Genomic DNA, 22,662 nt, shown 5'->3' with positions numbered 1-22,662 from the left:
AGACCGGCTATGGCTGTGTCATGACAGAGCAGGGCAATTGGGCGATCGGGGCCGACGTCACGATCGCGGACGTGGCCGACCGGGCGCAGGTATCCATTCGCACGGTCTCCCGCGTGATCAACGGATCGCCCAAGGTCAATGCCGAAACCCGCGCGAAGATAGTGGACGCGATCGCGGCGCTGGGTTTCCGCCCCAGCGCGCGTGCGCGGGGACTGGCGACCGGACGCTCCTATCTGATCGGCATGATCCATAATGACGGGAATGTGCTGGTGCTGGGCGACGTGCATCGCTGCGTCGCGAACGAAGCGACCGCACAAGGCTATGAAGTCATTGCCCACGCAACCCTGACGGGTCAGGACGGTTCGGTCGAGGATGTGCTCGATTTCGTGCGGCGGTCCCGCGTCGATGGCGTCGTCATTCTGGCGCCGGTCTCCGGTGTGCCGGGCCTGGCTGACGCCCTTCGGACCCTGGGCATCCCGGCGGTGGCGCTTTCATCGGTCCGCCTTCCCGGCTTCGACGCCATGCTGGTATCGGGCGAACGCCATGCCGCCGTGCGCGTGGCCGAACATATCGTGGCGCTGGGCCATAGGCGCGTGGCGCATGTGTCGGGACCACCCGCAATGCTTTCGGCGCAAGAGCGTCGCGCGGGTTTCCTGTCCGCCTTGGCGGCTGCGGGCGTGGCGTTGGTGGGCGAGGAGGCAGGCGATTACAGCTTTGAGTCAGGCGTGGCGGCGGCGGAGCGGTTGCTGTCGATCGACCCGATGCCGACCGCGATTTTTGCCGCCAATGACATCATGGCCGCAGGCGTGATCAAGGTAGCTGCCTCGCGCCGTCTGGTGGTGCCGCGTGACCTGACCGTCATAGGATTTGATGGCAGCCTGTTGGCCAGGATGATCGTCCCGGCGCTGACGACGGTGCAGCGGCCCATGGGGGAGATGGCGCAGATGGCCGCCCGCTGTCTGTTCGATATCATCGCCAAACGGTCTGTCGACACGCTGATCGAGGTCGACCTGCCGCTGCTGATCGCGGAATCGAGCGCACCGCCGCCCGCCTGACGGCAAGTTCATGTTGATGTCCGGGGGAGAAATGGTGCTGCCGGTGAGGATTGAACTCACGACCTCAGCCTTACCAAGGATGCGCTCTACCACTGAGCTACGGCAGCACTATTTCATGTCCGCGGGCCTGTTCGGCCTGCGGAGCCGGGCCTATGGCTGTGCGCGCCGCCCTTGTCAAGGCGGGTTGCGGCGGATGCCACATTTTGCTTAAGGCCATGCCATGACGAGCGAACAGGATGACCGCAAGGCGCGGCTGGCGCAGGCGTTGCGCACCAATCTGCGTCGGCGCAAGGCGCAGGCGCGGGAAGTCTTGCCTTCGCCGCCCGCGCCCGATAGTCCCAAGGATTAAAGCGGCGCGCAGGCGCTCTCCAGCCACGTCTTTGCATCGCCATCCAGCTGCGGCCCGACGACCGACAGCACCTTGGCATGATAGGCATCGACCCATGCCCGCTCGTCGGGGCTGAGCAGATCGAGCGCGATCAGATGACGGTCGATCGGGGCGAAGGTCAGCGTTTCAAAGCCCAGCATCGGCTTTTCCGCGCCCGCAATGGCGCGGTCCTCCACCAGCACCAGATTTTCGATGCGGATGCCATATTCGCCCGTCTTGTAATAGCCAGGCTCGTTGGACAGGATCATGCCTGCCTGCAACGGCTCGTCGCCGCCGCCGAACGTCGCGATCCGCTGTGGTCCTTCATGCACTGACAGGAAGCTGCCAACGCCATGGCCGGTGCCATGGGCATAATCCAGACCCTGCGCCCAGAGGAACTGCCGCGCCAATATGTCGAGTTGCCCGCCACGCGTCCCCACCGGGAACACCGCGCGCGCCAGGGCGACATGGCCTTTCAGCACCAGCGTGAAACGCTCCTGCATCTCGCGGCTAGGCGCGCCGATCGCCAGCGTGCGGGTCACGTCGGTCGTGCCGTCGCGATATTGGCCGCCCGAATCGACCAGATAGAGCGTGCCCGTCTCGATCGGGCGGTTGGTCTTTTCCTCGACCCGGTAATGCACCACTGCGCCATTCGGGCCGGCCCCGCTGATCGTGTCGAAGGACAGATCCTCCAGCAGGCCGGTTTCCTTGCGGAACGCTTCCAGCCGGTCGGCAGCGGTCATTTCGGTCTGGCCGCCCTTGGGCGCTTCCACGGACACCCAGTGGAGGAAGCGGCTCAAGGCTGCGCCGTCACGGGCCTGCGCTGATTTGTGCCCGGCAATCTCGATCGGGTTCTTGATCGCCTTTGGCAGGATAGCAGGATCGCGCAGCGGCAATATGGTCGCGCCGCCGCTGTCGAGCGCCTCGAAGATCGCCGCCACCGCCCGTTCGGGATCGGCCACCACGCTTTTGCCCGCAAAGCCCGCCAGCGCATCGGCAAAAGCGGCGCGATCATGCACCCGCACGGCATTGCCCAGATGCTTGGCGACGGCTTCGTCCATCTTTTCGGGCGCGACATACAGGTCCGCAGTCGCGTCGGCATGGACGATGGCATAGGCGAGCGCGACTGGCGTCCGGTCCACATCCTTGCCCCGGATGTTGAAGGTCCAGGCGATGGAATCCAGCGCGGAGAGCACCGCGGCATCCGCCTTTTTCCCGACTAGCCAGTCAGCCATCGCCTGCCGCTTTTCCGCCGCGCTCTGCCCGGCATAGCGATCGTCATGGACGACCAGCCGTGCGTCGCTGGGGGCAGGGCGGTCGGGCCACACCAGGTCGATCGGGTTGGTGTCCACCGCCACCAGCGTCGCGCCCTTGTCCGCCAGTGCCGCGCTCGCCTGCTCCACCCAGGCACGGGTATGGAGCCAGGGATCATAACCGATCCGCCCGCCCGCCGGGGCATGGGCCTTCAGCCAGTCCGCGATGGAGGTTTGCGGGACGCTCTCATATTGCCACAGCGCGCCGTCAACCTGTTCGCGCACCTGCAACGTATAGCGGCCGTCGACGAAGATCGCGGCCTGTTCCGGCAGCACCACGGCGCTGCCCGCCGACCCCTGGAACCCGGTCAGCCAGGCGAGGCGCTGGGCGTAGGCGCCGACATATTCGCTCATATGCTCGTCGGTCAAAGGCACGACGAAGCCGTCCAGCCGGTCGCGCGCAAGCTGGTCGCGCAGGGCGTTGAGACGGTCTTGATAGGTGGACATTCATGCTTCCTTGCGTATCGGCCCTCTTGCGCAGGCCATAATGACAACAACATAAGCAGGCTGTGGCCTATATGCCAGCGCCCGCCTTGTTCTCGCAGATGGATAGTGAATGACCGTAAACACCATGTCGCCCGTTGCCGCTCCCGTCGCGCTAGCGCGGCCGCACAGCATCACCCATCATGGCATCACCGTCAGCGATGATTATGCCTGGCTGCGTGATCCGGGCTATCCCGATGTCAAGGACGCGGATGTGCTGGACTATCTGGCGCGGGAAAATGCCTGGTTCGAGGCGGCGATGGCCCCGCACAAGGGGCTGACCGACGCGCTGTTTGCCGAGATGAAGGGGCGCATCAAGGAAGATGACAGTTCCGTTCCGCAAAAGGATGGCGACTATATCTACTGGCGCGCATTCGAAACCGGCGCGCAATATCGCAAATGGTATCGCAGGCCCGTGGCCGCAAAAGACGATGGAAGCGCTGACCAACTGATACTGGACGAACCGGCGCTGGCGCAGGGCCATGACTATTTCCGGCTGGGCGCGATGTCGGTCAGCCCGGATGGCCGCTATCTGGCCTATGCGATCGACAATGACGGGTCGGAACGGTTCGAGGCGCGGATCAAGGATCTTTTTACCGGCGAGATTTTGCCGGAGTCGATCCCCGACACCTTGTCATCGCTGGTGTGGACGTCCGACAGCAAGGGGCTGCTCTACGGCCTCGCCAATGAAAACTGGCGGACCGACAATGCCCGGCTGCACTGGCTGGGGCAGAGCGTCGAGTCCGACGTCGAACTGTTCCACGAGGCCGATGAGGGGTTCCGCGTCTCGATCGGCCTTACCTCGTCGGAAAAATGGATCGTCATCGCGACGGGCGATCATGTGACGACCGAAGCCTGGCTGATTCCCGCCGACAATCCCACTGCGCCGCCCCTGCTCGTGTCCGCGCGGCAGGCGGGCCGGGAATATGATGTCGATGAACATGAAGGTACGCTCTACATCAGGACCAACGACACCCATCCCAATTTCCGACTGGTGACAGCCACGCTGGCAGCGCCCGGTCAATGGACGGAGGTGATCGCGCCCGATGCGCATTTCTATCTGACCGACTTCACCCTGTTCAAACGCTTCTACGTCACGGAAGGGCGGCTGGACGGCCTCGATCAGATCGAGCTGCGCGATTATGCGACGCACACGCCAAAGCGACTGCCATTCCCGGAGGCAAGCTATTCCGCGTCGCTGGATGACAATCCCGAATATGACGTGACGGTCCTGCGCATCGGCTATGAATCGATGGTCACGCCCGACACGATCTTCGACTATCATATCGCGCAAGAGCGGTTCGAGCTGCTCAAGGTACAGGAAATTCCGTCAGGCTATGACGCCAGCCGCTATGCGACCGAGCGACTGATGATCCCGGCGCGCGACGGCACGCAGATTCCGGTGTCGATCGTCTATCCCGCCGGTCTGCCGCGCGATGGCAGCGCGCCGCTGCACCTCTATGGTTATGGCGCCTATGGCATGGCGATGGAGCCGGGTTTTTCGACAGGGCGGCTGTCGCTGCTGGATCGCGGCTTTGCCTTCGCCATTGCCCATATTCGCGGCGGCGATGATCTCGGGCAGCAATGGTATCTCGACGGTAAGCTCGACAAACGCAACAACACCTTCACCGACTTTGTCGATGTGGCCAGGGGGCTGATCGACCTTGGCTATAGCAGCAAGGGACGGATCAGCATTTCGGGCGGCTCTGCTGGGGGCGAACTGATGGGCGCAGTCATCAACAGCGATCCCGATCTGTGGGGCGCGGTGGTGGCGCATGTGCCTTTCGTCGATGTGCTCAACACCATGCTGGACGAAACGCTGCCGCTGACGCCGGGCGAATGGCCCGAATGGGGCAATCCGATTGAGGACAAGGCAGCGTTCGAGACGATCCTGGCTTATGACCCCTACGCCAATGTGAAGGCGCAGGATTATCCGCCGCTGATGGTGACCGCAGGGTTGAACGACCCGCGCGTCACCTATTGGGAGCCGGCCAAATGGGTGGCCAAGCTGCGCGCGACCAAGACGGACGACAATGTCCTGCTGCTCAAGACCAATATGGGTGCGGGCCATGGCGGCAAATCCGGGCGGTTCGAGAGCCTGCACGAAAGCGCGGAGGAGTTTGCCTTCATCTTGTGGCAGATGGGGATGGCTGGGGCGTGATATTTTTCCAAATCCGTTCGGTTCGGGCGGCTTCGAACGAAGTCGAGAAGCGCCCGACAAGAACAAAGGTGTCGAGAATTGTTCTCGACAGGCTCGCACCGAACGGAGGATAGAGATGGCTGCGTCCTACACCACCCAGATCACCGCCCAGCCGGCCGACATCGACATACTTGGCCATGTCAACAATGCGGTCTGGGTCCAGTGGATGGAGCAGGTCGCGACCGAACATTGGACCCATGATGCCGACCCGGCGCATGTCGAAGCCTATGTCTGGGTCGTGACCCGTCACGAAATCGACTATCGCGGCAATGTGGCGGAGGGCGAGACGGTGACGGTCCGCACCTGGATTCCCGATGCCCCCCGCGGCGCACGCTTCGACCGGCTGATCGAATTCAGCGGCCCCGATGGCAAGGTGAAGGTCACGGCCAGATCCACCTGGGCGATCGTGGATAAAAGCACGGGCCGCATATTGCGCGTGCCGCCGGAGGTGGCGGCGAATTTTGGGGGTGAGTGAATCGATAATGCGGCAGTTGGGTGCCAGTTGAGACTGGGAGTGAAAAATGCACCGCTGGATTGCAGGCTATACCCAGAGCGAACTGGATGACGCACAGGATCGTTATGCCTTACGCTTTCCGCCAGACCTGATCGACTTGCTCTTGGACCGGCAGCCGGAAGACGGCTACAATTGGGCATCAGAAAATGACCGCATTAGGAAAATGCTGAACTGGCCGTTGGACTGTTTATTGTTCGATGTGGAAAATGGCCTCTGGTGGCCAGGCTGGGGAGATATTCCTGCTCTATCGGTGGAGCGAGCCGAGATCGTGCGCGCCGCGTTCCAATCAGCACCGCGCCTGATCCCGTTGCTTTCCCATCGCTTTATTCCCGAAGTGCCGAACGAAGCGGGCAATCCGATATTCTCGATGTATGGGTTTGATACGGTTTATTATGGGGCAAACTTGGAAGAGTATTTTCGCAACGAATTTGAAGGTCGTTACGAAATCAGTTCTCCACGACACATACCCTTCTGGTCCGATATCATTCAGCGACAGCAGGATATTTATCCCAGCTAATTGCCAAAAGCTAAGGCCGCACCACCTCAAACACATCCCCAATCCCCGGCTCGACCGGCATATCCTCACGCTCGGCCGCCTGCCGGTTCCACATCACGGCATAGAGGCCGTCCGCCCGCACCAGATCGGCGTGGCGGCCCCGTTCGACGATGCGGCCCTGGTCCAGCACGATGATTTCGTCGGCGTCGACCACCGTGGACAGGCGGTGCGCGACGATCAGGGTGGTGCGTTTGCGGGCAATGTTGCGCAGCACATCCTGAATTTCATTCTCCGTCCGGCTGTCGAGCGCGCTGGTCGCTTCGTCCAGCACCAGCACTGGCGGGTCTTTGAGCAGCGTGCGGGCGATCGCCACTCGCTGCTTTTCCCCACCCGACAGTTTGAGACCCCGTTCGCCCACGCGCGTATCATAGCCCATCGGCAGGCCAAGGATGAAGTCGTGGATCGACGCGGCTTTGGCGGCGGCCTCGATCTCCGCCTGGCTCGCGCCCTCGCGGCCATAGCCAATATTATATCCTACCGTGTCGTTGAACAGCACCATATCCTGCGGCACGATACCGATCGCCGCGCGCAGCGACGCCTGCGTCACGCTGGCGATGTCCTGCCCGTCTATGCTGACCTGGCCCGATTGAATATCGTAGAAACGGAACAGGATGCGCGCGATGGTGGATTTGCCCGCGCCCGACGGCCCCACGATCGCCAGCGTCCGCCCGGCAGGCACGGTGAAGCTGACGTCGTGCAATATCTCGCGTTCGGGATCATAGCCAAAGCGTACATGATCGAACCGCACTTCGCCGCCCGACGCGATCAGGGCAGGCGCGCCGCCCAAGTCGGCAATCTCCTGCTGCGTGTCTATCAGCCTGTACATCGCTTCCATGTCGATCAGGCCCTGCCGGATCGTGCGATAGACCATGCCGAGCAGGTCCAACGGCCGGAACAGTTGCGCCAGCAGCGTATTGACCAGCACGACATCGCCGGTGGTGAACTGCCCGCGGCTCCACCCCCACACGGTATAGGCCATCGCGCCCGCCATCATCAGGTTGGTGATCAGCGACTGGCCGATATTGAGCCAGGCCAGGCTATTCTCGCTCTTCACCGCCGCCTGCGCATAACGGCGCATCGCCGTGCCGTAACGGCTGGCTTCGCGTTCTTCCGCGCCGAAATATTTGACCGTTTCGAAATTCAGCAGGCTGTCGACGGCATGGGCGACAGCGCTGGTGTCCATGTCGACCATGTCGCGGCGCAACTGGTTGCGCCATTCGGTCACGGTGCGGGTGAACCAGATGTAAAGCGCGACCATGGCCAGCGTCACGACGACGAGCCACGCACCGAACTTCACGAAGAAAATGACGCAGACCGCGATCAGCTCCAGCACGGTGGGCGCAATGTTGAACAGCAGGAAATAGAGCATCGTATCGATGCTCTTGGTCCCGCGCTCGACAATCTTCGTGACCGCGCCTGTGCGCCGGTCGAGATGGAAGCGCAGCGACAGGCGGTGCAGGTGGACGAACACATCGTCGGCCAGCCGCCGCCCGGCTTCCTGCCCGACCTTCTCGAACACCGCATTGCGCAGATTATCGAACAACACGCTGCCAAAACGCGCGCCTGCATAGACCGCGACCAGCGCGATCGCCAGGCTGGCGGTCGGTTCCATCCCCGGCACCATCCGGTCGATCGCGGCCTTGTAGGCAAAGGGCATGGCCAGGCTGATGACCTTGGCCGCCAGCACGCACAGCATGGCGACGACCACCCGCCGCCGCAACGCGGGCGCATCCGCCGGCCACAAATAGGGCAGGAACCGCCGGAGCGTCGCCCAGACGGGAGGTAGTGGCGCGGATGTGGGCATGTCAGGCGGCATAGGCGCTATGTAGAGCGCGGCGCCAGATTATCCAGCGGTGGTTTAGAGGGTGCGATAACACACCACATCCGTTCGTTTCGAACAAAGTCGAGAAACCAAAGCACAGCGTTTCTCGACTTTGCTCGAAACGAACGGCTAGTTGGGAAACGGCATACCCCTACCGCCCGAATTTCTTTTGGGTCTTGCCATAGCGCAACTTCCGCGTACCCGGCTTGCCTTCGGTCGCGCGTCCCTTGGGCGCTGCCACCTGTTGATCGTGCGGCAAGCCCAATTCCTCCGCCTCCAGCTTGCGGATTTCGTCCCTGATCCGTCCCGCTTCCTCAAATTCCAGGTCAGCGGCGGCGGCGCGCATCTTCTTTTCCAGATCCTCGATATAGGCGCGCAGATTGTGGCCGACCATGTGGGGCCGGTCGGCATCGCCGGTTTCCACCAGCACGCTGTCCTTGTTGGCCACATGAGCGATGATGTCGCCGATGTTGCGCTTGATCGTCGTCGGCGTGATGCCATGTTCGCGGTTATAGGCTTCCTGCTTCTCGCGCCGCCGCCCGGTTTCGTTCAACGCGCGTTCCATGCTGCCGGTGATCCGGTCGGCATAGAGGATCACCCGCCCGTCCACGTTCCGCGCCGCGCGCCCGATGGTCTGGATCAGCGAGGTTTCGGAACGCAAAAAGCCTTCCTTGTCCGCGTCCAGAATGGCGACCAGCCCGCATTCGGGGATGTCCAGCCCTTCACGCAGCAGGTTGATGCCGATCAGCACGTCATAGACGCCAAGCCGCAGGTCACGGATCAGTTCGATCCGCTCCAGCGTCTCGACATCGCTATGCATGTACCGGACCTTGATTCCCGCCTCATGCATGAATTCGGTCAAATCCTCGGCCATCCGCTTGGTCAGCGTGGTGACCAGGGTGCGATAGCCATTGGCCGTGACCTTGCGGCATTCGTTGATCAGGTCGTCCACCTGATCCTCGACCGGCTTGATCTCGACCGGGGGGTCAATGAGGCCGGTGGGGCGGATCACCTGTTCGCTGAACACGCCGCCGGTCTGCTCCATTTCCCATTTGCCGGGCGTGGCGGAGACGCTGACCGTCTGAGGCCGCATGGCGTCCCATTCGTTGAAGCGCAGCGGACGGTTGTCGATGCAGGACGGCAGGCGGAAGCCATATTCGGCCAGCGTGATCTTGCGCCGATGGTCGCCGCGCGCCATCGCGCCGATCTGCGGCACGGTCTGGTGGCTTTCATCCACGAACAGCAGCGCGTTTTCGGGGAGATATTCAAACAGGGTCGGCGGCGGTTCGCCGGGCAGGCGGCCAGTCAGGAAGCGGCTGTAATTTTCGATTCCCGCGCATGATCCCGTCGCCGCGATCATCTCCAGGTCGAAATTGGTCCTCTGCTCCAGCCGCTGCGCCTCCAGCAACTTGCCCTCGCTCTCCAGCTCCTTGAGCCGTTCGGCCAGTTCGAAGCGGATCGCCTCCATCGCCTGCTTCAGCGTCGGGCCGGGGGTGACATGGTGGCTGTTGGGAAAGACTTTCACATAATCGAGGCTGGCGACCTTCTTGCCGGTCAGCGGGTCGAACTCGACGATGGCCTCAATCTCGTTGCCGAAAAAGGATATGCGCCAGGCGGTATCCTCATAATGGGACGGGAAGATTTCCAGATTGTCGCCCTTCACCCGGAAATTGCCGCGCGCAAAACCTGCGTCGTTGCGCTTATATTGGAGCGCGACCAGCTTGCGGATGATCTCGCGCTGATCCTCTATCCCGCCCTTCTTCATGGAAAAGGTCATGGCCGAATAGGTTTCTACCGAGCCGATGCCATAGAGGCAGGAAACGGATGCGACGATGATGCAGTCGTCCCGTTCCAGCAGCGACCGCGTGGCCGAATGGCGCATCCGGTCGATGCTCTCGTTTACGCTGCTTTCCTTCTCGATATAAGTGTCCGACCGCGCCACATAGGCTTCGGGCTGGTAATAATCATAATAGCTGACGAAATATTCGACCGCATTGTCGGGAAAGAAGCTTTTGAACTCGCCATAAAGCTGCGCGGCGAGGATCTTGTTGGGAGCCAGGATCAGCGCCGGGCGCTGCAACGCCTCGATCACCTTGGCCATGGTGAAGGTCTTGCCGGAGCCCGTAACGCCCAGCAGCACCTGATCGCGCTCGCCTGCCAGTGCCTGTTCCACCAGTTCGGGGATCGCGGTGCATTGGTCGCCCGATGGCTCATAATCGCTCACCAGCTTGAACGGGCGCCCGCCCTCGCTCTTGTCCGGTCGCGCGGGGCGATGCGGCACGAAGCTGGTTTCGGTGTCGGGCTCGTCGAGCGTGGTGCGGATCTGGATGGCCATGGGGGCAATATGGGGTGTTTGCGTCAGGACGCAATTGACGTCAGGGCTTCAACTCGAACGCGCCTTTGGGCGGGGGTGGATAGATAACAGGCTTGTCACCGAAACGCGCACGCAGGGCGGCTTCCCGCCGTTCGTCATCGACAACTTCCACGTTGATCTCTTCGGGATATTTCATGCTGACGTGGAATTTTTTGTCTTGGATGGCATATTCCAGAACCGACCATCGCATATTTGGTCCATCTGGTTCCAGATACCAAGCTTCCCACAGCACGTCGCTAAGATTTGTCTCACGCGGATTGTAATAGCGGATGACTTCTCCCTCATCCCTAAAAACGCTGGGACTCACCCAACCCTCGCCGATTTCAACATAAAGGAAAACACCATTCGGATCGCCGCCGACCAAGGCGGCCAATTCGAGTCCAATCTCGTTCATGAGCGACCCCAAGGCGTCAAGTTTATCGGTCACGGGGCTTGACTTTGCTTTCGTTCGAGAAATCCCTGAATTCTTCCCTGCCATTGACGCGCCACGTGACATGGATGCGATAGGGCCGTTTGGATGTTCCTTCATATAGCGGAACGATATGGACGACGACCCTTTTACCGTCTCGCAAATTCCTCGCCCAGCCATCTTCCATGGCGCGATAGGCGCCACGGTGGAAATTCCGGTCCTGGGCGAAATGGTTGACGCTGTCGCCGGGACCGTTGAAGCTGGCAGCGATAAAATGACCGCCATCATCGCCCGGACGGCGATCTGGCTGACCCGCCTGAGCCTGAGCACGCCGTGAGCGCGCGGCAATCGGGCCGTCTGTAAGCTCAGCGACGACTTCCCTCGGTCGCGCAATGACATCAATATGGAAATCATAGCCATTCTTCGTCTCCTTGCGCCAGTTGTTGTCGAGGATCTGGCTTTCCAGCGACGGTGGATCAGCGGGGTCTGGCGGTGATTTTCCGCCATGCGTATCCATATAATGCGCCAAGGCCAGAAACTTGTTCTTGGCGGCCCGTCCGGCATCCAGATAGGTCTGATGCCCATCCATTTCGGGGAAAATTTTGCAATGTCGCACCGGCTTGATATGCTCGGCTATCCACGGCCCAGCCCATGCCGACGCGATGAGGGGATAAGCGATGATCAGAGCTGTATTTGCCGCCGCCACCATGACCCTGTTGCTCGCTGCCTGCGGCGACAAGCCCGGCGACGCGCCAGCCAATGGCGGTGTGTCCATGACCAAGGAAGAGGTCAAGGCTGCGGTCGACAAGGTGCAGTTGAAGGCGGGCCAGTGGGAAGGGCGCTTCACCGTGCAGGATATCGACCTGTCCAATATGCCCGGCGCGCCCGCTGGCATGAAGGACCAGATGAAGAGCATGATGAGCCAGACGTCGCTCAAATATTGCGTCACGCCTGAAGAAGCGGCCAATCCCAGTGGCGAGATGTTTTCCGGTCAGGAAAACAAGGATTGTACCTATCAGGGCTTTGCCGTCAGCGGTGGCAGCGTGAAGGGGCAGGTGTCGTGCAAGGCGGATGGCGGCACGATGCAGGCCAGCATGTCGGGCACCTATGGGCAAGAGGCCTATTCGATGGACATGGACATGAAGATGGCGGGTGGCCCCAATGGCGCGGCCATGGCGATGAAGGCGCGTTCCGAAGGCAAGTGGATCGGCCCTGACTGCACCAAGGCGGAATAAGTCTCCACGCATTTCCGCTTGCGCTTTGCGCGCGACGGGTAGAGCCTCTTGCCTGTTCCGACCAAGAGAACAGGGGAGAGGTTATGCGAAAGACCGTGCTGGCGGGGATGCCGCTTGCGATCATGCCGCTCGTAACGATGTTGGCCCTTGGTGGCTGTAGCGAACCGGCCCCGGCGCCGGAAGTCGAGGAAACGCCGATCCTGATGCAGGCGGGCGAGTGGGTGTTGACCCGCAAGACCACCGGTTACAACACGCCGACCGTCACGCCGGAGCAATATCAGGCGGCGCTCAAGCAGACGAGCGAGGATAAGGTCTGCCTTTCGGTCGATGCCGAAGGGTTGCCGGACGTGGCGGCGATGGCGGGCAAGGATGGCACGGACTGCACCTATAAGGACAAGATGGTCCGCAAGGGCCGCATGATCGCGACCCTGGCCTGTACGGCGGGCAAGGGCACGTCGGAAATTGCGCTGGAAGGCAATTATACCGCTGACACGCTGACGCTGGGCGAAACCATGACGCAGTCGGAAGGCGGCGGCGCGGTGCTGCGCGCGACCTATGACCTGTCGGGCAAGCGGATAGGCGACTGCCCCAAGGGCTGACGCCGGACGGGGCGCTATTCCAGCGCCCTGATCGCGCGCCAGTCGCACTGTCGCTTGCGCTTTGATCCCTTGTCCTGCGCTACGGCGGCGTAGGGCGGCACCAGCAGCGACTGGCCGATCCGCAGCGGGGCGAAGCGCTGGCGCTCTATGCCTTCGCACGCCAGGAACAGGTCCAGCATACGGGGCGGCGTATTCCATTGTTCGTAGGACAGGTGGAACGTCCCCCAATGGATCGGGATCGCGGTCGACGCGCCCAGCCGTTTGAACACTTCCACCGCCTGTTGCGGGCCGATATGCGCGTCCGACGCCATCTGCCCTTTCCAGAAGCGGAACGCGCCGATGGGGATCAGGGCCAGCCGGATCGGGCCGAAGCGTGCGGCTTCATAGGGCCAGCCCATGTCGCCCGCGCCGGTGTCGCCTGCAAAGAAGATGTTGCCCGCGCGCGTCTCGATCAGAAAGCTGGACCAGAGCGCGCGGTTGCGATCCGTGCCCCAGCGGCTGCCCCAATGATGGTTGCGGGTCACATGGACGCGATAGTCGGGGCAATGTTCGTAATTGCCGCACTGGATCACTGCCTGCGGGGCAAGCCCGTTGAGCGCCGCGCCGCTGACCGACTGGCCCCAGTCAAGTGCGGTCGACGGGATGCCGTGCGCCTTCAATATCGTGTCATTGCCCAGGCTGGTGACGATCCTGGGCCGGTCGCGCTCCCACAATCGCTTCAGCGTCGGCAGGTCCATATGGTCATAATGATTGTGGCTCAGGACGATCAGGTCGATCCGGGGCAGATCATCGAAGCGGATGCCCGGCGGCGCGATCCGCCTGGGGCCGAAGGGGGGCAGGGGGCTGGCATGGTCCGACCAGATCGGATCGGTCAATATGTTTATGCCCGCCGCCTGCACCAGCACCGTGGCATGGCCCACCCATGTCGCCACCATCCCGCGCGGCGCCGCGAAGGGCGCGGGGCGGGCGGGCTTGACGGCGATCGCGTCGGGCCATTGTGGCCGGTCGTCATGGCCCAGAAGCCAGCTGGCGATAAAGCCCCGTCGACTCGTCCCCGGCGGGGCGGGCACGTCGATCACCCCATCGGGATTGAAGAAATGCGCGCCGTCATAGTGACGGCTCACCGGCCCTTCATAATAGATGCGGTCAAGGAAGGGCGGCACGATCGTGACGGCCAGGCACAGGGCGACCATTGCAAACAGCAATGTCACCCCGATGCCCTTCACGAATTTGGCAATCACTCCGCCGCGATGCCCGCCGCCTTGAACATGTCGGGATCGGTTGCTTCGTCCGCATTGGCGGGCGTTGCGCGGGTCTTGCGGCGGTCGAACGCGTCCCAGACCTCGTTCCACTGGCCGCGCGTCGCGCCCTTTGAATATTCGGTCGCGCGGGTTTCAAAGAAGTTGGCATGTTCGACGCCATTGAGCATCGGGGTCAGCCAGGGGAGCGGATGCTCGTCGATCATGTAGATGGGTTTGAGGCCCAGCTGGCCCAGCCGCCAGTCGGCGATATAGCGGACATATTTCTTGATGTCCTTGGGCGTCATGCCCGGCACCGGACCCATTTCGAACACCAGATCGACAAACGCATCCTCGATACGGACGGTTTTTTGGCACATGTCCATGATGTCGTCCTTGACCGAAGGGGTCAGGCACTGGCGTTCGGCGCAGAAGGCGTGGAACAGCTTGATGATGCCCTCGCAATGGAGCGTTTCGTCGCGGATCGACCAGGTGACGATCTGCCCCATGCCCTTCATCTTGTTGAAGCGCGGGAAGTTCATCAGCATCGCGAAGCTGGCGAAGAGCTGCAACCCTTCGGTAAAGCCGCCGAACATGGCGAGCGTGCGGGCAATATCCTCGTCCGTGTCGACGCCGAACTGTTGCAGATAGTCGTGCTTGTCCTTCATCTCCTTATATTGGAGGAAGGCCGAATATTCGCTTTCGGGCATCCCGATCGTGTCGAGCAGATGCGAGTAGGCGGCGATATGGACGGTTTCCATGTTGCTGAACGCGGTCAGCATCATCTTGATCTCGGTCGGCTTGAACACGCGGCCATATTTTTCGTGGTAGCAATCCTGCACTTCCACGTCCGCCTGTGTGAAGAAGCGGAAAATCTGCGTCAAAAGGTTCCGCTCATGATCGGACAGCTTCTGCGCCCAATCACGGCAATCCTCGCCCAAAGGCACTTCTTCGGGCAGCCAGTGCAGCTGCTGCTGCCGCTTCCAGAACTCATAGGCCCAGGGATATTCGAACGGCTTGTAGACTTTGGAGGCTTGGAGAAGGGACATGAATCGAACTCCTTAGTTCGCAAAATAAGTGAAGGCAGCAGCGGCAAACAGGCCGATCATGCCAGCCAGAATTTCTTTGCGACCCTTGGTTCGGACGGTCGCTTCATCAGCGGGTGGAGTGGTGCCATAGGCTTGCCATTCCCGCCGCTGCTCAAAATAGCTTTCCTTGCCGCTAGCAATGAACGCCGCATTTTTCCGCGCGACCTGCTCCGACCGGATCATGGCGTGGGCACCATAGCCAATCGAGCAGAGGGACATAGCGACGACGAACCACATCACTAAAACTCCACTCCGAAGCATGACCAGCGCGCTCTCCCGACGGGAGAGGGAATTACATCACTGGCAGGCCAGGCACTCGTCATAATCGGTGCTGCCGCCGGCCAGTTCGAACTTGGGTGCGTCGATCGTGTTGTCGGCTTCCACCCCGCCCGCGAAACCCGCGCGCTGCACGCTCTTGGACCGCAGATAGTAAAGCGACTTGATGCCCAGTTCCCACGCGCGGAAGTGGAGCATCAGCAGATCCCATTTCTCCACATCGGCGGGGATGAACAGATTGAGCGATTGCGCCTGGTCGATATAGGGTGTGCGGTCGGCGGCCAGTTCGAGCAGCCAGCGCTGGTCGATTTCGAAGCTGGTCTTGAACGTGTCCTTTTCTTCCTGACTCAGGAAGTCGAGATGCTGGACCGAGCCGCCATGCTCCAGGATCGAGTTCCAGACATTGGTCGAATCCTTGGCCTTTTCGACCAGCAATTTTTCCAGATAGGGATTCTTGATCGAGAAGCTGCCCGACAGCGTCTTGTGGGTATAGATGTTCGCCGGGATCGGTTCGATGCAGGCCGACGTGCCGCCGCAGATGATGGAGATGGACGCGGTCGGCGCGATCGCCATCTTGCAGGAGAAACGCTCCATCACGCCCTGATCGGCAGCATCGGGGCAGGGGCCGCGCTCGATCGCCAACTGCATCGAGGCTTCGTCCACCTGACTCTTGATATGCTTGAACATGCGCAGGTTCCACGACTTGGCCATGGCCCCTTCGAACGGGATACCGCGCGCCTGCAGGAAGCTGTGAAAGCCCATGACGCCAAGCCCGACCGATCGTTCGCGCATCGCGCTATATTTGGCGCGCGCCATTTCGGGCGGCGCGCGGTCGATATAGTCCTGCAGCACATTGTCGAGGAAACGCATGATATCCTCGGCAAACAGCTTCTCATCCTTCCACTCGTCCCAGGTTTCCAGGTTCATCGAGGAAAGGCAGCACACGGCGGTGCGGTCATTGCCGAGATGGTCGCGACCCGTCGGCAGGGTGATTTCGGAACAGAGATTCGATGTCGAGACTTTAAGGCCCAGATCGCGATGATGTTTGGGCATCATGCGGTTCACCGTGTCGTTGAACACGATATAGGGCTCGCCCGTGGCCAGGCGGGTTTCGACCAGCTTCTGGAACAGCGCGCGGGCATTGACGGTGCCGCGGATCGACTGGTCCTTGGGGCTGCGCAGGTTGAAATCGCTGCCGTCGCGCACCGCTTCCATGAACTCGTCGGTCAGCAGCACGCCATGATGCAGGTTCAGCGCCTTGCGGTTGAAGTCGCCGCTGGGCTTGCGAATTTCAAGGAATTCCTCGATTTCCGGGTGCGAGACGTCAAGATAGCAGGCGGCGGAACCGCGACGCAGGCTGCCCTGGCTGATCGCCAGCGTCAGCGAATCCATGACGCGGACAAAGGGGATGATGCCGCTGGTCTTGCCGTTGAGGCCAACCGGCTCGCCAATGCCGCGCACACTGCCCCAATAGGTGCCGATGCCGCCCCCGCGTGAGGCCAGCCAGACATTCTCGTTCCAGGTGTTGACGATGCCTTCCAGGCTGTCGTCCACGCTGTTGAGATAGCAGCTGATCGGCAGGCCGCGTCCGGTGCCGCCGTTGGACAGGACCGGGGTGGCGGGCATGAACCAGAGACGGGAGATATAGTCATAGACGCGCTGGGCATGCGCCTGATCATCGGCATAGGCCGCCGCCACGCGGGCGAACAGATCCTGATAGCTTTCGCCGGGCAGCAGATAGCGGTCGTTCAGCGTGTCCTTGCCAAACTCGGTCAGCAGCGCGTCGCGCGACGGATCGGTCACGACGTCGAAGCGTCGTTCCTGCACCGAGGAAGAGGACAAAGGTTCGGCCTTGGTCGGCGCGACAGGCTGTTCGCTCACCCGGTCCATCACATCATCCATCACAGTCGCCACGTCGTTTGTACCACCCTGTCCACTATCACGAAAATCCATGTACGCCCCCGAATGTTCCCGTTCCGTTCGATTCGGTCAAGCGGTGTTCGGCAGGTGCCAACACCCTAGCAGATACCGTATCGCAACGGGGTCGAAATGGGACCAACTGACGGGATTGCAGGGACAAAATCCCCCTTGCGCTGAAAACCGGTCCAGCGACGCAATCACTATCTGTTGGGTGACCCCCGTTTACCCGATACCACAGATAGTGCCATAGCCTGTTTTGCGCGCAAGAGGGTAAATGACGGTTTAGGGACTCAATTCGTCGCTGTTCCGATTCCGTTCATCGCTGTTTCTACCCGTTGCGACGCAGCGACGCGTGGACTTTCCTCGTTCCCCCGAAAGACAAGAGCGAAAAGCGGAATAAAAAATAATTTTGGCTTGCCACGCAAATGCGTGGGCGCACGCAAAAGGGGCTATGGTGTCGCCTCCGACTGACTGCCCCGTTCCCCCTATGCAGAGGCCGACCGATGATTCTCTATTATCACCCGCTCTCTTCCTATTGCTGGAAAGTGCTGATCGCCTTTTACGAAAATGGCACGCCCTTCACGCCGCGCATGCTGGAGGGCGAGGATGTGGCGCAGGAATGGCTGGCGCTGTGGCCGATCGGCAAATTTCCCGTATTGCGCGATTCGACCCGCGACATGACCGTCGCCGAAGCCAGCATCATCATCGAATATCTGGCGACGCATGAGCCGGGCACCTTCCGGCCGATACCGCTCAACCCCGACGCTGCGCTACAGGTGCGGATGATGGACCGGCTGTTCGACAATTATGTGATGACGCCGATGCAGGCGATCGTCGCCGACCGGCTGCGCCCGGCCGACTCGCGCGACCCTTATGGCGTAGAGCAAGCGCGCGCCCTGATCGCAAAAGCCTATGCCTTGCTGGAAACGCGCATCGGCGCGCAGGGATGGGCAGTGGGCGACAATTTCACCCTGGCCGATTGCGCGGCGGCCCCCGCGCTCTTCTATGCCGACAGGATCGCGCCGATCGGCAGCGATCATCCTCGCCTCGCGGCCTATCTCGCCCGGCTTGTCGCGCGGCCCAGCTTCGCGCGGGTGCTGATGGAGAAGGAACCATGGTGGCCGATGTTCCCCTTTGCGAACGGCTAGGCCTCCCCTCTCTGGACAGGCGGGCGATTCCTGATTAGCCGCTGCCCGAGCAGGAACCCGCCGTGCAGGGCCGGGCCGCAGACATAAGGGATTTGGGTAAGATGACGCTCATCAAGACCGCCGACCTGATCGAGAGCGTCGCCGACGCGCTTCAGTTCATCAGCTATTATCACCCGATGGATTATATCCGTGCGCTGGGCAAAGCCTATGAGGCCGAACAAAGCCCGGCGGCCAAGGACGCCATCGCCCAGATCCTGACCAACAGCCGCATGTGTGCGGAGGGGCATCGCCCGATCTGCCAGGACACCGGCATCGTCAATGTGTTCGTCAAATGGGGCATGGAATGCCGCCTGGACGATAATAGCCGGTCGATGCAGGAGGTGATCGACGAAGGGGTGCGCCGCGCCTATCTCAACCCCGAAAACCGCCTGCGCGCCTCCATCCTGCGCGATCCCGCGTTCAGCCGCCAGAATACCAAGGATAATACGCCCTGCGTCCTGTCGGTCGAAATGGTGCCCGGCAATAAGGTGGTGATCGACGTCGCGGCCAAGGGCGGCGGCAGCGAAAACAAGACCAAGTTCAAGATGATGAACCCCAGCGATTCGATCGTCGACTGGGTGCTGGAGATGGTGCCGCAAATGGGTGCCGGCTGGTGCCCGCCCGGCATGCTGGGCATCGGCATTGGCGGCACCGCGGAAAAGGCGGTCGCCCTGGCCAAGGAAAGCCTGATGGACGCGATCGACATGGGCGAGCTCAAGGCGCGCGGACCGCAGACCGAGATCGAGAAGATGCGGGTCGAGATTTTCGACAAGGTCAATGCGCTGGGCATCGGCGCGCAGGGTCTGGGCGGCCTGTCCACCATACTGGACGTCAAGATTTACGACTATCCCTGCCATGCGGCGGGCAAGCCTGTGGCGATGATCCCCAATTGCGCCGCCACCCGCCACGCCCATTTCACGCTGGACGGCTCCGGCCCCGCCTATCTGGAAGCGCCCAAGCTGTCCGAATGGCCCGACGTCAACTGGACGCCGAGCAAGGAAGCGATCCGCGTCGATCTCAACACGCTGACGCCGGACATCGTCCAGGGCTGGAAGCATGGCGACCGGCTGCTGCTGAACGGCAAGATGCTGACCGGGCGCGACGCCGCGCACAAGCGGATCAAGGACATGCTGAGCCGCGGCGAGAGCCTGCCGGTCGATTTCAAGGGCCGCGTCATCTATTATGTCGGTCCGGTCGATCCGGTCGGCGACGAAGTGGTCGGCCCTGCCGGTCCCACCACCGCAACGCGCATGGACAGCTTCATGGACATGATGCTGGAGCAAGGCCTGCTGGGCTGCGTTGGCAAGGCCGAGCGCGGGGTCGCGGCGACCAAAGCCATCGCCAAGCATAAGAGCGCCTATCTGATGGCGGTCGGTGGTGCCGCCTATCTGGTCGCCCGCGCGATCAAGGGGGCCAAGGTCGTGGGCTTTGAGGATCTGGGCATGGAAGCGATCTACGAATTCGATGTGCAGGACATGCCCGTGACCGTTGCGGTCGATAGCGAAGGCCAGAATGTCCACCATCTCGCCCCGCTGGTCTGGCAGGAAAAGATCAAGCGCGAAGGGTTGCTCGAAAACGCCTGACGCAAGCCGCCCCCCATGCCGTGCGTGGGGGGATCAGCTAATCGCACCAACCTGGATCAAGGGGCCGGAACCCCGGCCGCTACACGGCATTGTCTCCGCACCTTCATGCCGGAGCCAGTCCCATGTCCTTCACGCAACTCGACCCACCCTTGCCCGTCCATGTGGAGGGCAAGGGGAAGGGCTATGCCCTTGCCGTCATCGATTATGGGCAGGAACATAATCTGATCTGGGTCACCGGCCTGTCCGACAGCGGCGAAATCTGGTGCGCGCCCAATCCGCTGGTGCGGCTGGAGGGGAACTGGACGATGGGGCGGAACCTGGCACACCATGTACCGCCCGGCGTCCAGCCCAGCTAAACGCAAACAACTGTCTGGCAAGCGCCATACACCGCTGTTATCCTGTCCCCCATGACGGGGGAAATCGACGCGGCGGGGGACGCCATCACCGGAGGCATGATCGCGCGCGCGGTCGAGCCGGGGCATGGCGAATCCGATCATGATGGCCATGGCAAATGCCTTAATTGTGGCGCGGAACTGACCGGCGCCTATTGCGCGCAATGCGGGCAGGCGGCGCATCTCCATCGCAGCTTCGGCGCGATCGGCCATGATCTGGCCCATGGCGTGCTGCATTTTGAAGGCAAGATATTCCGGACATTGCCCGAACTGGCGCTGCGTCCGGGTAAGCTGACGCGACGCTACATCCATGGCGAGCGCGCGAAATTCGTGTCGCCCTTCGCGCTGTTCCTGTTCAGCGCCTTCCTCATGTACGCCATCTTCTCGCTCACCAGCGGCCATGGCGCCAGCGCGGGCAAGATGGTGCAGATGGACGATGGCGCCATCGCGGAACTGCGCGCCGAAGAGGCCAAGGCCGACGCGCGGATTGCGAAGATAGAAAGACGGTTGAAAGAGCCGGGCCTGACGCCGAAGCGGCGCGAGAAGCTGAACGAGGATTTGAGCGAGGCGCGCGAGGAGCGACAGGGCATGACGCTCGCTGCCAACATGACGCAAACCCTGCGTGGCGAGGGCATGAATGGCGGAGTCGCGGCCACAGTGGGAGAGGTCGTCAGCGCGGCGGCGAAAGACCCGGAACTGGCCTATTACAAGCTCAAGGCCAATGCCTATAAATTCTCCTGGGCGTTGATCCTGTTTTCCATGCCGTTCGTGTGGCTGCTCTTCCCGTTCAACCGCCGCTTCAAGATGTACGACCATGCGATCTACGTCACCTATTCGATCGCCTTCATGTCCCTGCTCTTTTCATTGTCGATGCTGTTGTCGGCGCTGCATGTCACCGCCGGTTTGGTGACGACGGCGCTGCTGCTCTACGCCGCCTGGCATATGTATCGACAGATGAAGGACGCCTACAGCCTGTCGCGCTTTGGCGCGATGTGGCGGCTGCCCCTGCTCTATATGTTCGCCTGTCTCGCGCTGGCGCTGTTCTTCACCATGCTGGTGATGATGGGATGACGCCGGGCGTCCGGCGGCCATAGCAGCGCGATGATCACGTCCCCGATCTGGTTGCCCGCGACGCTGATGGCGGGCGGGATGCAGGCTTGGCGCACCGCCGTCCAGCGGCGCGTCAGTCATAGCCTGTCGCTCAATGCGGCGGGGCTGGTGCGCTACTTTTACGGACTGCCGTTCGCTATTATGTTGTTGGGCGGATATTGGCTGGCCAATCCAGCACCTCTGCCTGCACTGGGGCCGTTGTTCCTGCTTTTCTGCATCGGCGGCGGGCTGGCGCAGATCGTTGCGACCAACCTGCTGATCCTGGCATTTGGATACCGCAATTTCGTCGTCGGCACCGCGTATTCCAAGACCGAGGCGGTCCAGGGCGCGCTACTGTCCTTCCTGCTGATGGGCGAGCGTCTCTCGCCGCTGGCCTGGGGCGGGATCGGCTGCGGCGTGGTGGGCGTGATGCTGCTGTCGACCGGGGGCAGGCGCATGGGGGCGATGGATTTCGTCCGCGCGCTGGGCCAGCCCGCTGCCCTCTGCGGCATAGCGTCTGGATTTTTCTTCGCCCTGACCGCGATCGGCATCCGCCGCGCAACGCAGCAGGTGGACACGGGCGACGCGGTCCTGGCGGCGCTGGTCGTGCTGGTCGTGACGGTCGCGCTTCAGACCCTGATGCAGGGCGGCTGGCTATTGGCGCGCGAATCAGGCGAAATGCGGCGCGTGTTCGCCACCTGGCGGGTATCGGGACAGGTCGGGATGCTCTCGGCCCTAGGATCGGCCTGCTGGTTCACCGGCTTTGCAACGGCGCCGGTCGCGCTGGTGCGGATCGTCGGGCAGATCGAGGTCGCCTTCACCATGGGTTTTGCGCATTTTTACCTGCGGGAACAGATGCAGCGGAGCGAGGCCATCGGGCTGCTGCTGGTGGTGTCCGGGGTGGTGCTGGCGCTGGCCGGATCGCTCTGACGCATCGCTAATCTTTCCTTTACCATGTTGAG

At 61.9% G+C, this 22,662-nt stretch carries 21 protein-coding genes and 1 tRNA gene; 12 read left to right on the top strand and 10 right to left on the bottom strand.

The window, feature by feature from the left end; all coding sequences use genetic code 11:
- Positions 1-20: 20 nt before the first annotated feature.
- Positions 21-1,055 carry a LacI family DNA-binding transcriptional regulator gene (locus AC07X9_RS11150; protein WP_017184273.1) on the top strand — a complete coding sequence of 345 codons (1,035 nt, stop codon included), beginning with the start codon at positions 21-23 and terminating at the stop codon, positions 1,053-1,055.
- 32 nt (positions 1,056-1,087) lie between these two features.
- On the opposite strand, the gene AC07X9_RS11145 is transcribed toward AC07X9_RS11150, so the two are convergent.
- Positions 1,088-1,162 (bottom strand) — tRNA-Thr (locus AC07X9_RS11145).
- A 113-nt stretch (positions 1,163-1,275) separates the two neighbouring features.
- Here AC07X9_RS11145 and AC07X9_RS11140 point away from each other — a divergent pair.
- On the top strand, positions 1,276-1,404 hold the full coding sequence (locus tag AC07X9_RS11140; RefSeq protein WP_017184274.1) for a hypothetical protein: 129 nt from the start codon (positions 1,276-1,278) through the stop codon (positions 1,402-1,404).
- Here AC07X9_RS11140 and AC07X9_RS11135 read toward each other — a convergent pair.
- On the bottom strand, positions 1,401-3,182 hold the full coding sequence (locus tag AC07X9_RS11135; protein WP_017184275.1) for an aminopeptidase P family protein: 1,782 nt from the start codon (positions 3,180-3,182) through the stop codon (positions 1,401-1,403). The two genes, AC07X9_RS11140 and AC07X9_RS11135, sit on opposite strands and share 4 nt — an antisense overlap.
- 109 nt (positions 3,183-3,291) lie before the next feature.
- Here AC07X9_RS11135 and AC07X9_RS11130 point away from each other — a divergent pair, with 109 nt between their 5' ends.
- The 3 genes from AC07X9_RS11130 (at position 3,292) to AC07X9_RS11120 (ending at position 6,449) form a co-directional block, all read left to right on the top strand.
- Positions 3,292-5,379: a S9 family peptidase gene (locus tag AC07X9_RS11130; RefSeq protein WP_026002595.1), complete on the top strand. Its 2,088-nt coding sequence runs from the start codon at positions 3,292-3,294 to the stop codon at positions 5,377-5,379.
- Between the two features lie 115 nt (positions 5,380-5,494).
- Positions 5,495-5,893 (top strand): acyl-CoA thioesterase, encoded by a 399-nt coding sequence (locus AC07X9_RS11125; RefSeq protein ID WP_017184277.1) that lies wholly within the window; start codon positions 5,495-5,497, stop codon positions 5,891-5,893.
- A gap of 46 nt (positions 5,894-5,939) precedes the next feature.
- Positions 5,940-6,449 (top strand): hypothetical protein, encoded by a 510-nt coding sequence (locus AC07X9_RS11120; protein ID WP_017184278.1) that lies wholly within the window; start codon positions 5,940-5,942, stop codon positions 6,447-6,449.
- A gap of 10 nt (positions 6,450-6,459) precedes the next feature.
- Here AC07X9_RS11120 and AC07X9_RS11115 read toward each other — a convergent pair whose 3' ends face one another.
- The 4 genes from AC07X9_RS11115 to AC07X9_RS11100 form a co-directional block, all read right to left on the bottom strand.
- Positions 6,460-8,304 (bottom strand): ABCB family ABC transporter ATP-binding protein/permease, encoded by a 1,845-nt coding sequence (locus AC07X9_RS11115; RefSeq protein ID WP_026002596.1) that lies wholly within the window; start codon positions 8,302-8,304, stop codon positions 6,460-6,462.
- 157 nt (positions 8,305-8,461) lie between these two features.
- Positions 8,462-10,645: an excinuclease ABC subunit UvrB gene (gene uvrB / locus AC07X9_RS11110; protein WP_017184280.1), complete on the bottom strand. Its 2,184-nt coding sequence runs from the start codon at positions 10,643-10,645 to the stop codon at positions 8,462-8,464.
- Between the two features lie 40 nt (positions 10,646-10,685).
- Positions 10,686-11,078: a hypothetical protein gene (locus AC07X9_RS11105; protein WP_017181997.1), complete on the bottom strand. Its 393-nt coding sequence runs from the start codon at positions 11,076-11,078 to the stop codon at positions 10,686-10,688.
- Between the two features lie 22 nt (positions 11,079-11,100).
- Positions 11,101-11,709 carry a DNA/RNA non-specific endonuclease gene (locus tag AC07X9_RS11100; protein ID WP_241763597.1) on the bottom strand — a complete coding sequence of 203 codons (609 nt, stop codon included), beginning with the start codon at positions 11,707-11,709 and terminating at the stop codon, positions 11,101-11,103.
- A gap of 61 nt (positions 11,710-11,770) precedes the next feature.
- On the opposite strand from AC07X9_RS11100, the gene AC07X9_RS11095 reads away from it, so the two are divergent.
- Positions 11,771-12,328, top strand: a complete 558-nt coding sequence (locus AC07X9_RS11095) for a DUF3617 domain-containing protein (RefSeq protein WP_037514165.1) — start codon at positions 11,771-11,773, stop codon at positions 12,326-12,328.
- Between the two features lie 83 nt (positions 12,329-12,411).
- A complete protein-coding gene (locus AC07X9_RS11090) occupies positions 12,412-12,927 on the top strand; it encodes a DUF3617 domain-containing protein (RefSeq protein WP_017181994.1) in 516 nt (171 codons plus the stop codon).
- Between the two features lie 14 nt (positions 12,928-12,941).
- Here the strand turns inward: AC07X9_RS11090 and AC07X9_RS11085 are convergent, their stop codons facing one another.
- From AC07X9_RS11085 to AC07X9_RS11070, 4 genes are read right to left on the bottom strand one after another with little or no spacing between them, the layout of a single operon-like run.
- Complete coding sequence (locus AC07X9_RS11085) at positions 12,942-14,120, bottom strand: MBL fold metallo-hydrolase (RefSeq protein WP_176342131.1); 1,179 nt, start codon at positions 14,118-14,120, stop codon at positions 12,942-12,944.
- 44 nt (positions 14,121-14,164) lie between these two features.
- On the bottom strand, positions 14,165-15,214 hold the full coding sequence (locus AC07X9_RS11080) for a ribonucleotide-diphosphate reductase subunit beta (protein ID WP_017181992.1): 1,050 nt from the start codon (positions 15,212-15,214) through the stop codon (positions 14,165-14,167).
- A gap of 12 nt (positions 15,215-15,226) precedes the next feature.
- Entirely contained in the window at positions 15,227-15,490 is a 264-nt protein-coding gene (locus AC07X9_RS11075) for a hypothetical protein (RefSeq protein ID WP_017181991.1), read from the bottom strand.
- 60 nt (positions 15,491-15,550) lie between these two features.
- Complete coding sequence (locus tag AC07X9_RS11070) at positions 15,551-17,482, bottom strand: ribonucleoside-diphosphate reductase subunit alpha (RefSeq protein WP_037514163.1); 1,932 nt, start codon at positions 17,480-17,482, stop codon at positions 15,551-15,553.
- Between the two features lie 470 nt (positions 17,483-17,952).
- Here AC07X9_RS11070 and AC07X9_RS11065 point away from each other — a divergent pair, with 470 nt between their 5' ends.
- The 5 genes from AC07X9_RS11065 (at position 17,953) to AC07X9_RS11045 (ending at position 22,630) form a co-directional block, all read left to right on the top strand.
- The gene (locus AC07X9_RS11065) at positions 17,953-18,597 is read left to right on the top strand and encodes a glutathione S-transferase family protein (RefSeq protein WP_017181989.1); all 645 of its coding nucleotides are present in this window, start codon (positions 17,953-17,955) and stop codon (positions 18,595-18,597) included.
- A 101-nt stretch (positions 18,598-18,698) separates the two neighbouring features.
- The gene (locus AC07X9_RS11060; RefSeq protein WP_017181988.1) at positions 18,699-20,219 is read left to right on the top strand and encodes a fumarate hydratase; all 1,521 of its coding nucleotides are present in this window, start codon (positions 18,699-18,701) and stop codon (positions 20,217-20,219) included.
- Between the two features lie 122 nt (positions 20,220-20,341).
- Positions 20,342-20,575, top strand: coding sequence for a hypothetical protein (locus AC07X9_RS11055; protein WP_017181987.1), 234 nt, complete (start codon positions 20,342-20,344; stop codon positions 20,573-20,575).
- A 51-nt stretch (positions 20,576-20,626) separates the two neighbouring features.
- Entirely contained in the window at positions 20,627-21,682 is a 1,056-nt protein-coding gene (locus tag AC07X9_RS11050) for a DUF3667 domain-containing protein (protein WP_017181986.1), read from the top strand.
- A 30-nt stretch (positions 21,683-21,712) separates the two neighbouring features.
- A complete protein-coding gene (locus AC07X9_RS11045; RefSeq protein WP_017181985.1) occupies positions 21,713-22,630 on the top strand; it encodes an EamA family transporter in 918 nt (305 codons plus the stop codon).
- Positions 22,631-22,662: the final 32 nt, after the last annotated feature.

The organism is Sphingobium sp. GW456-12-10-14-TSB1 (assembly GCF_059424385.1).
The sequence above is the reverse complement of the archived record's forward strand: the minus strand, read 5'-3'. Positions and strand labels throughout refer to the sequence as shown.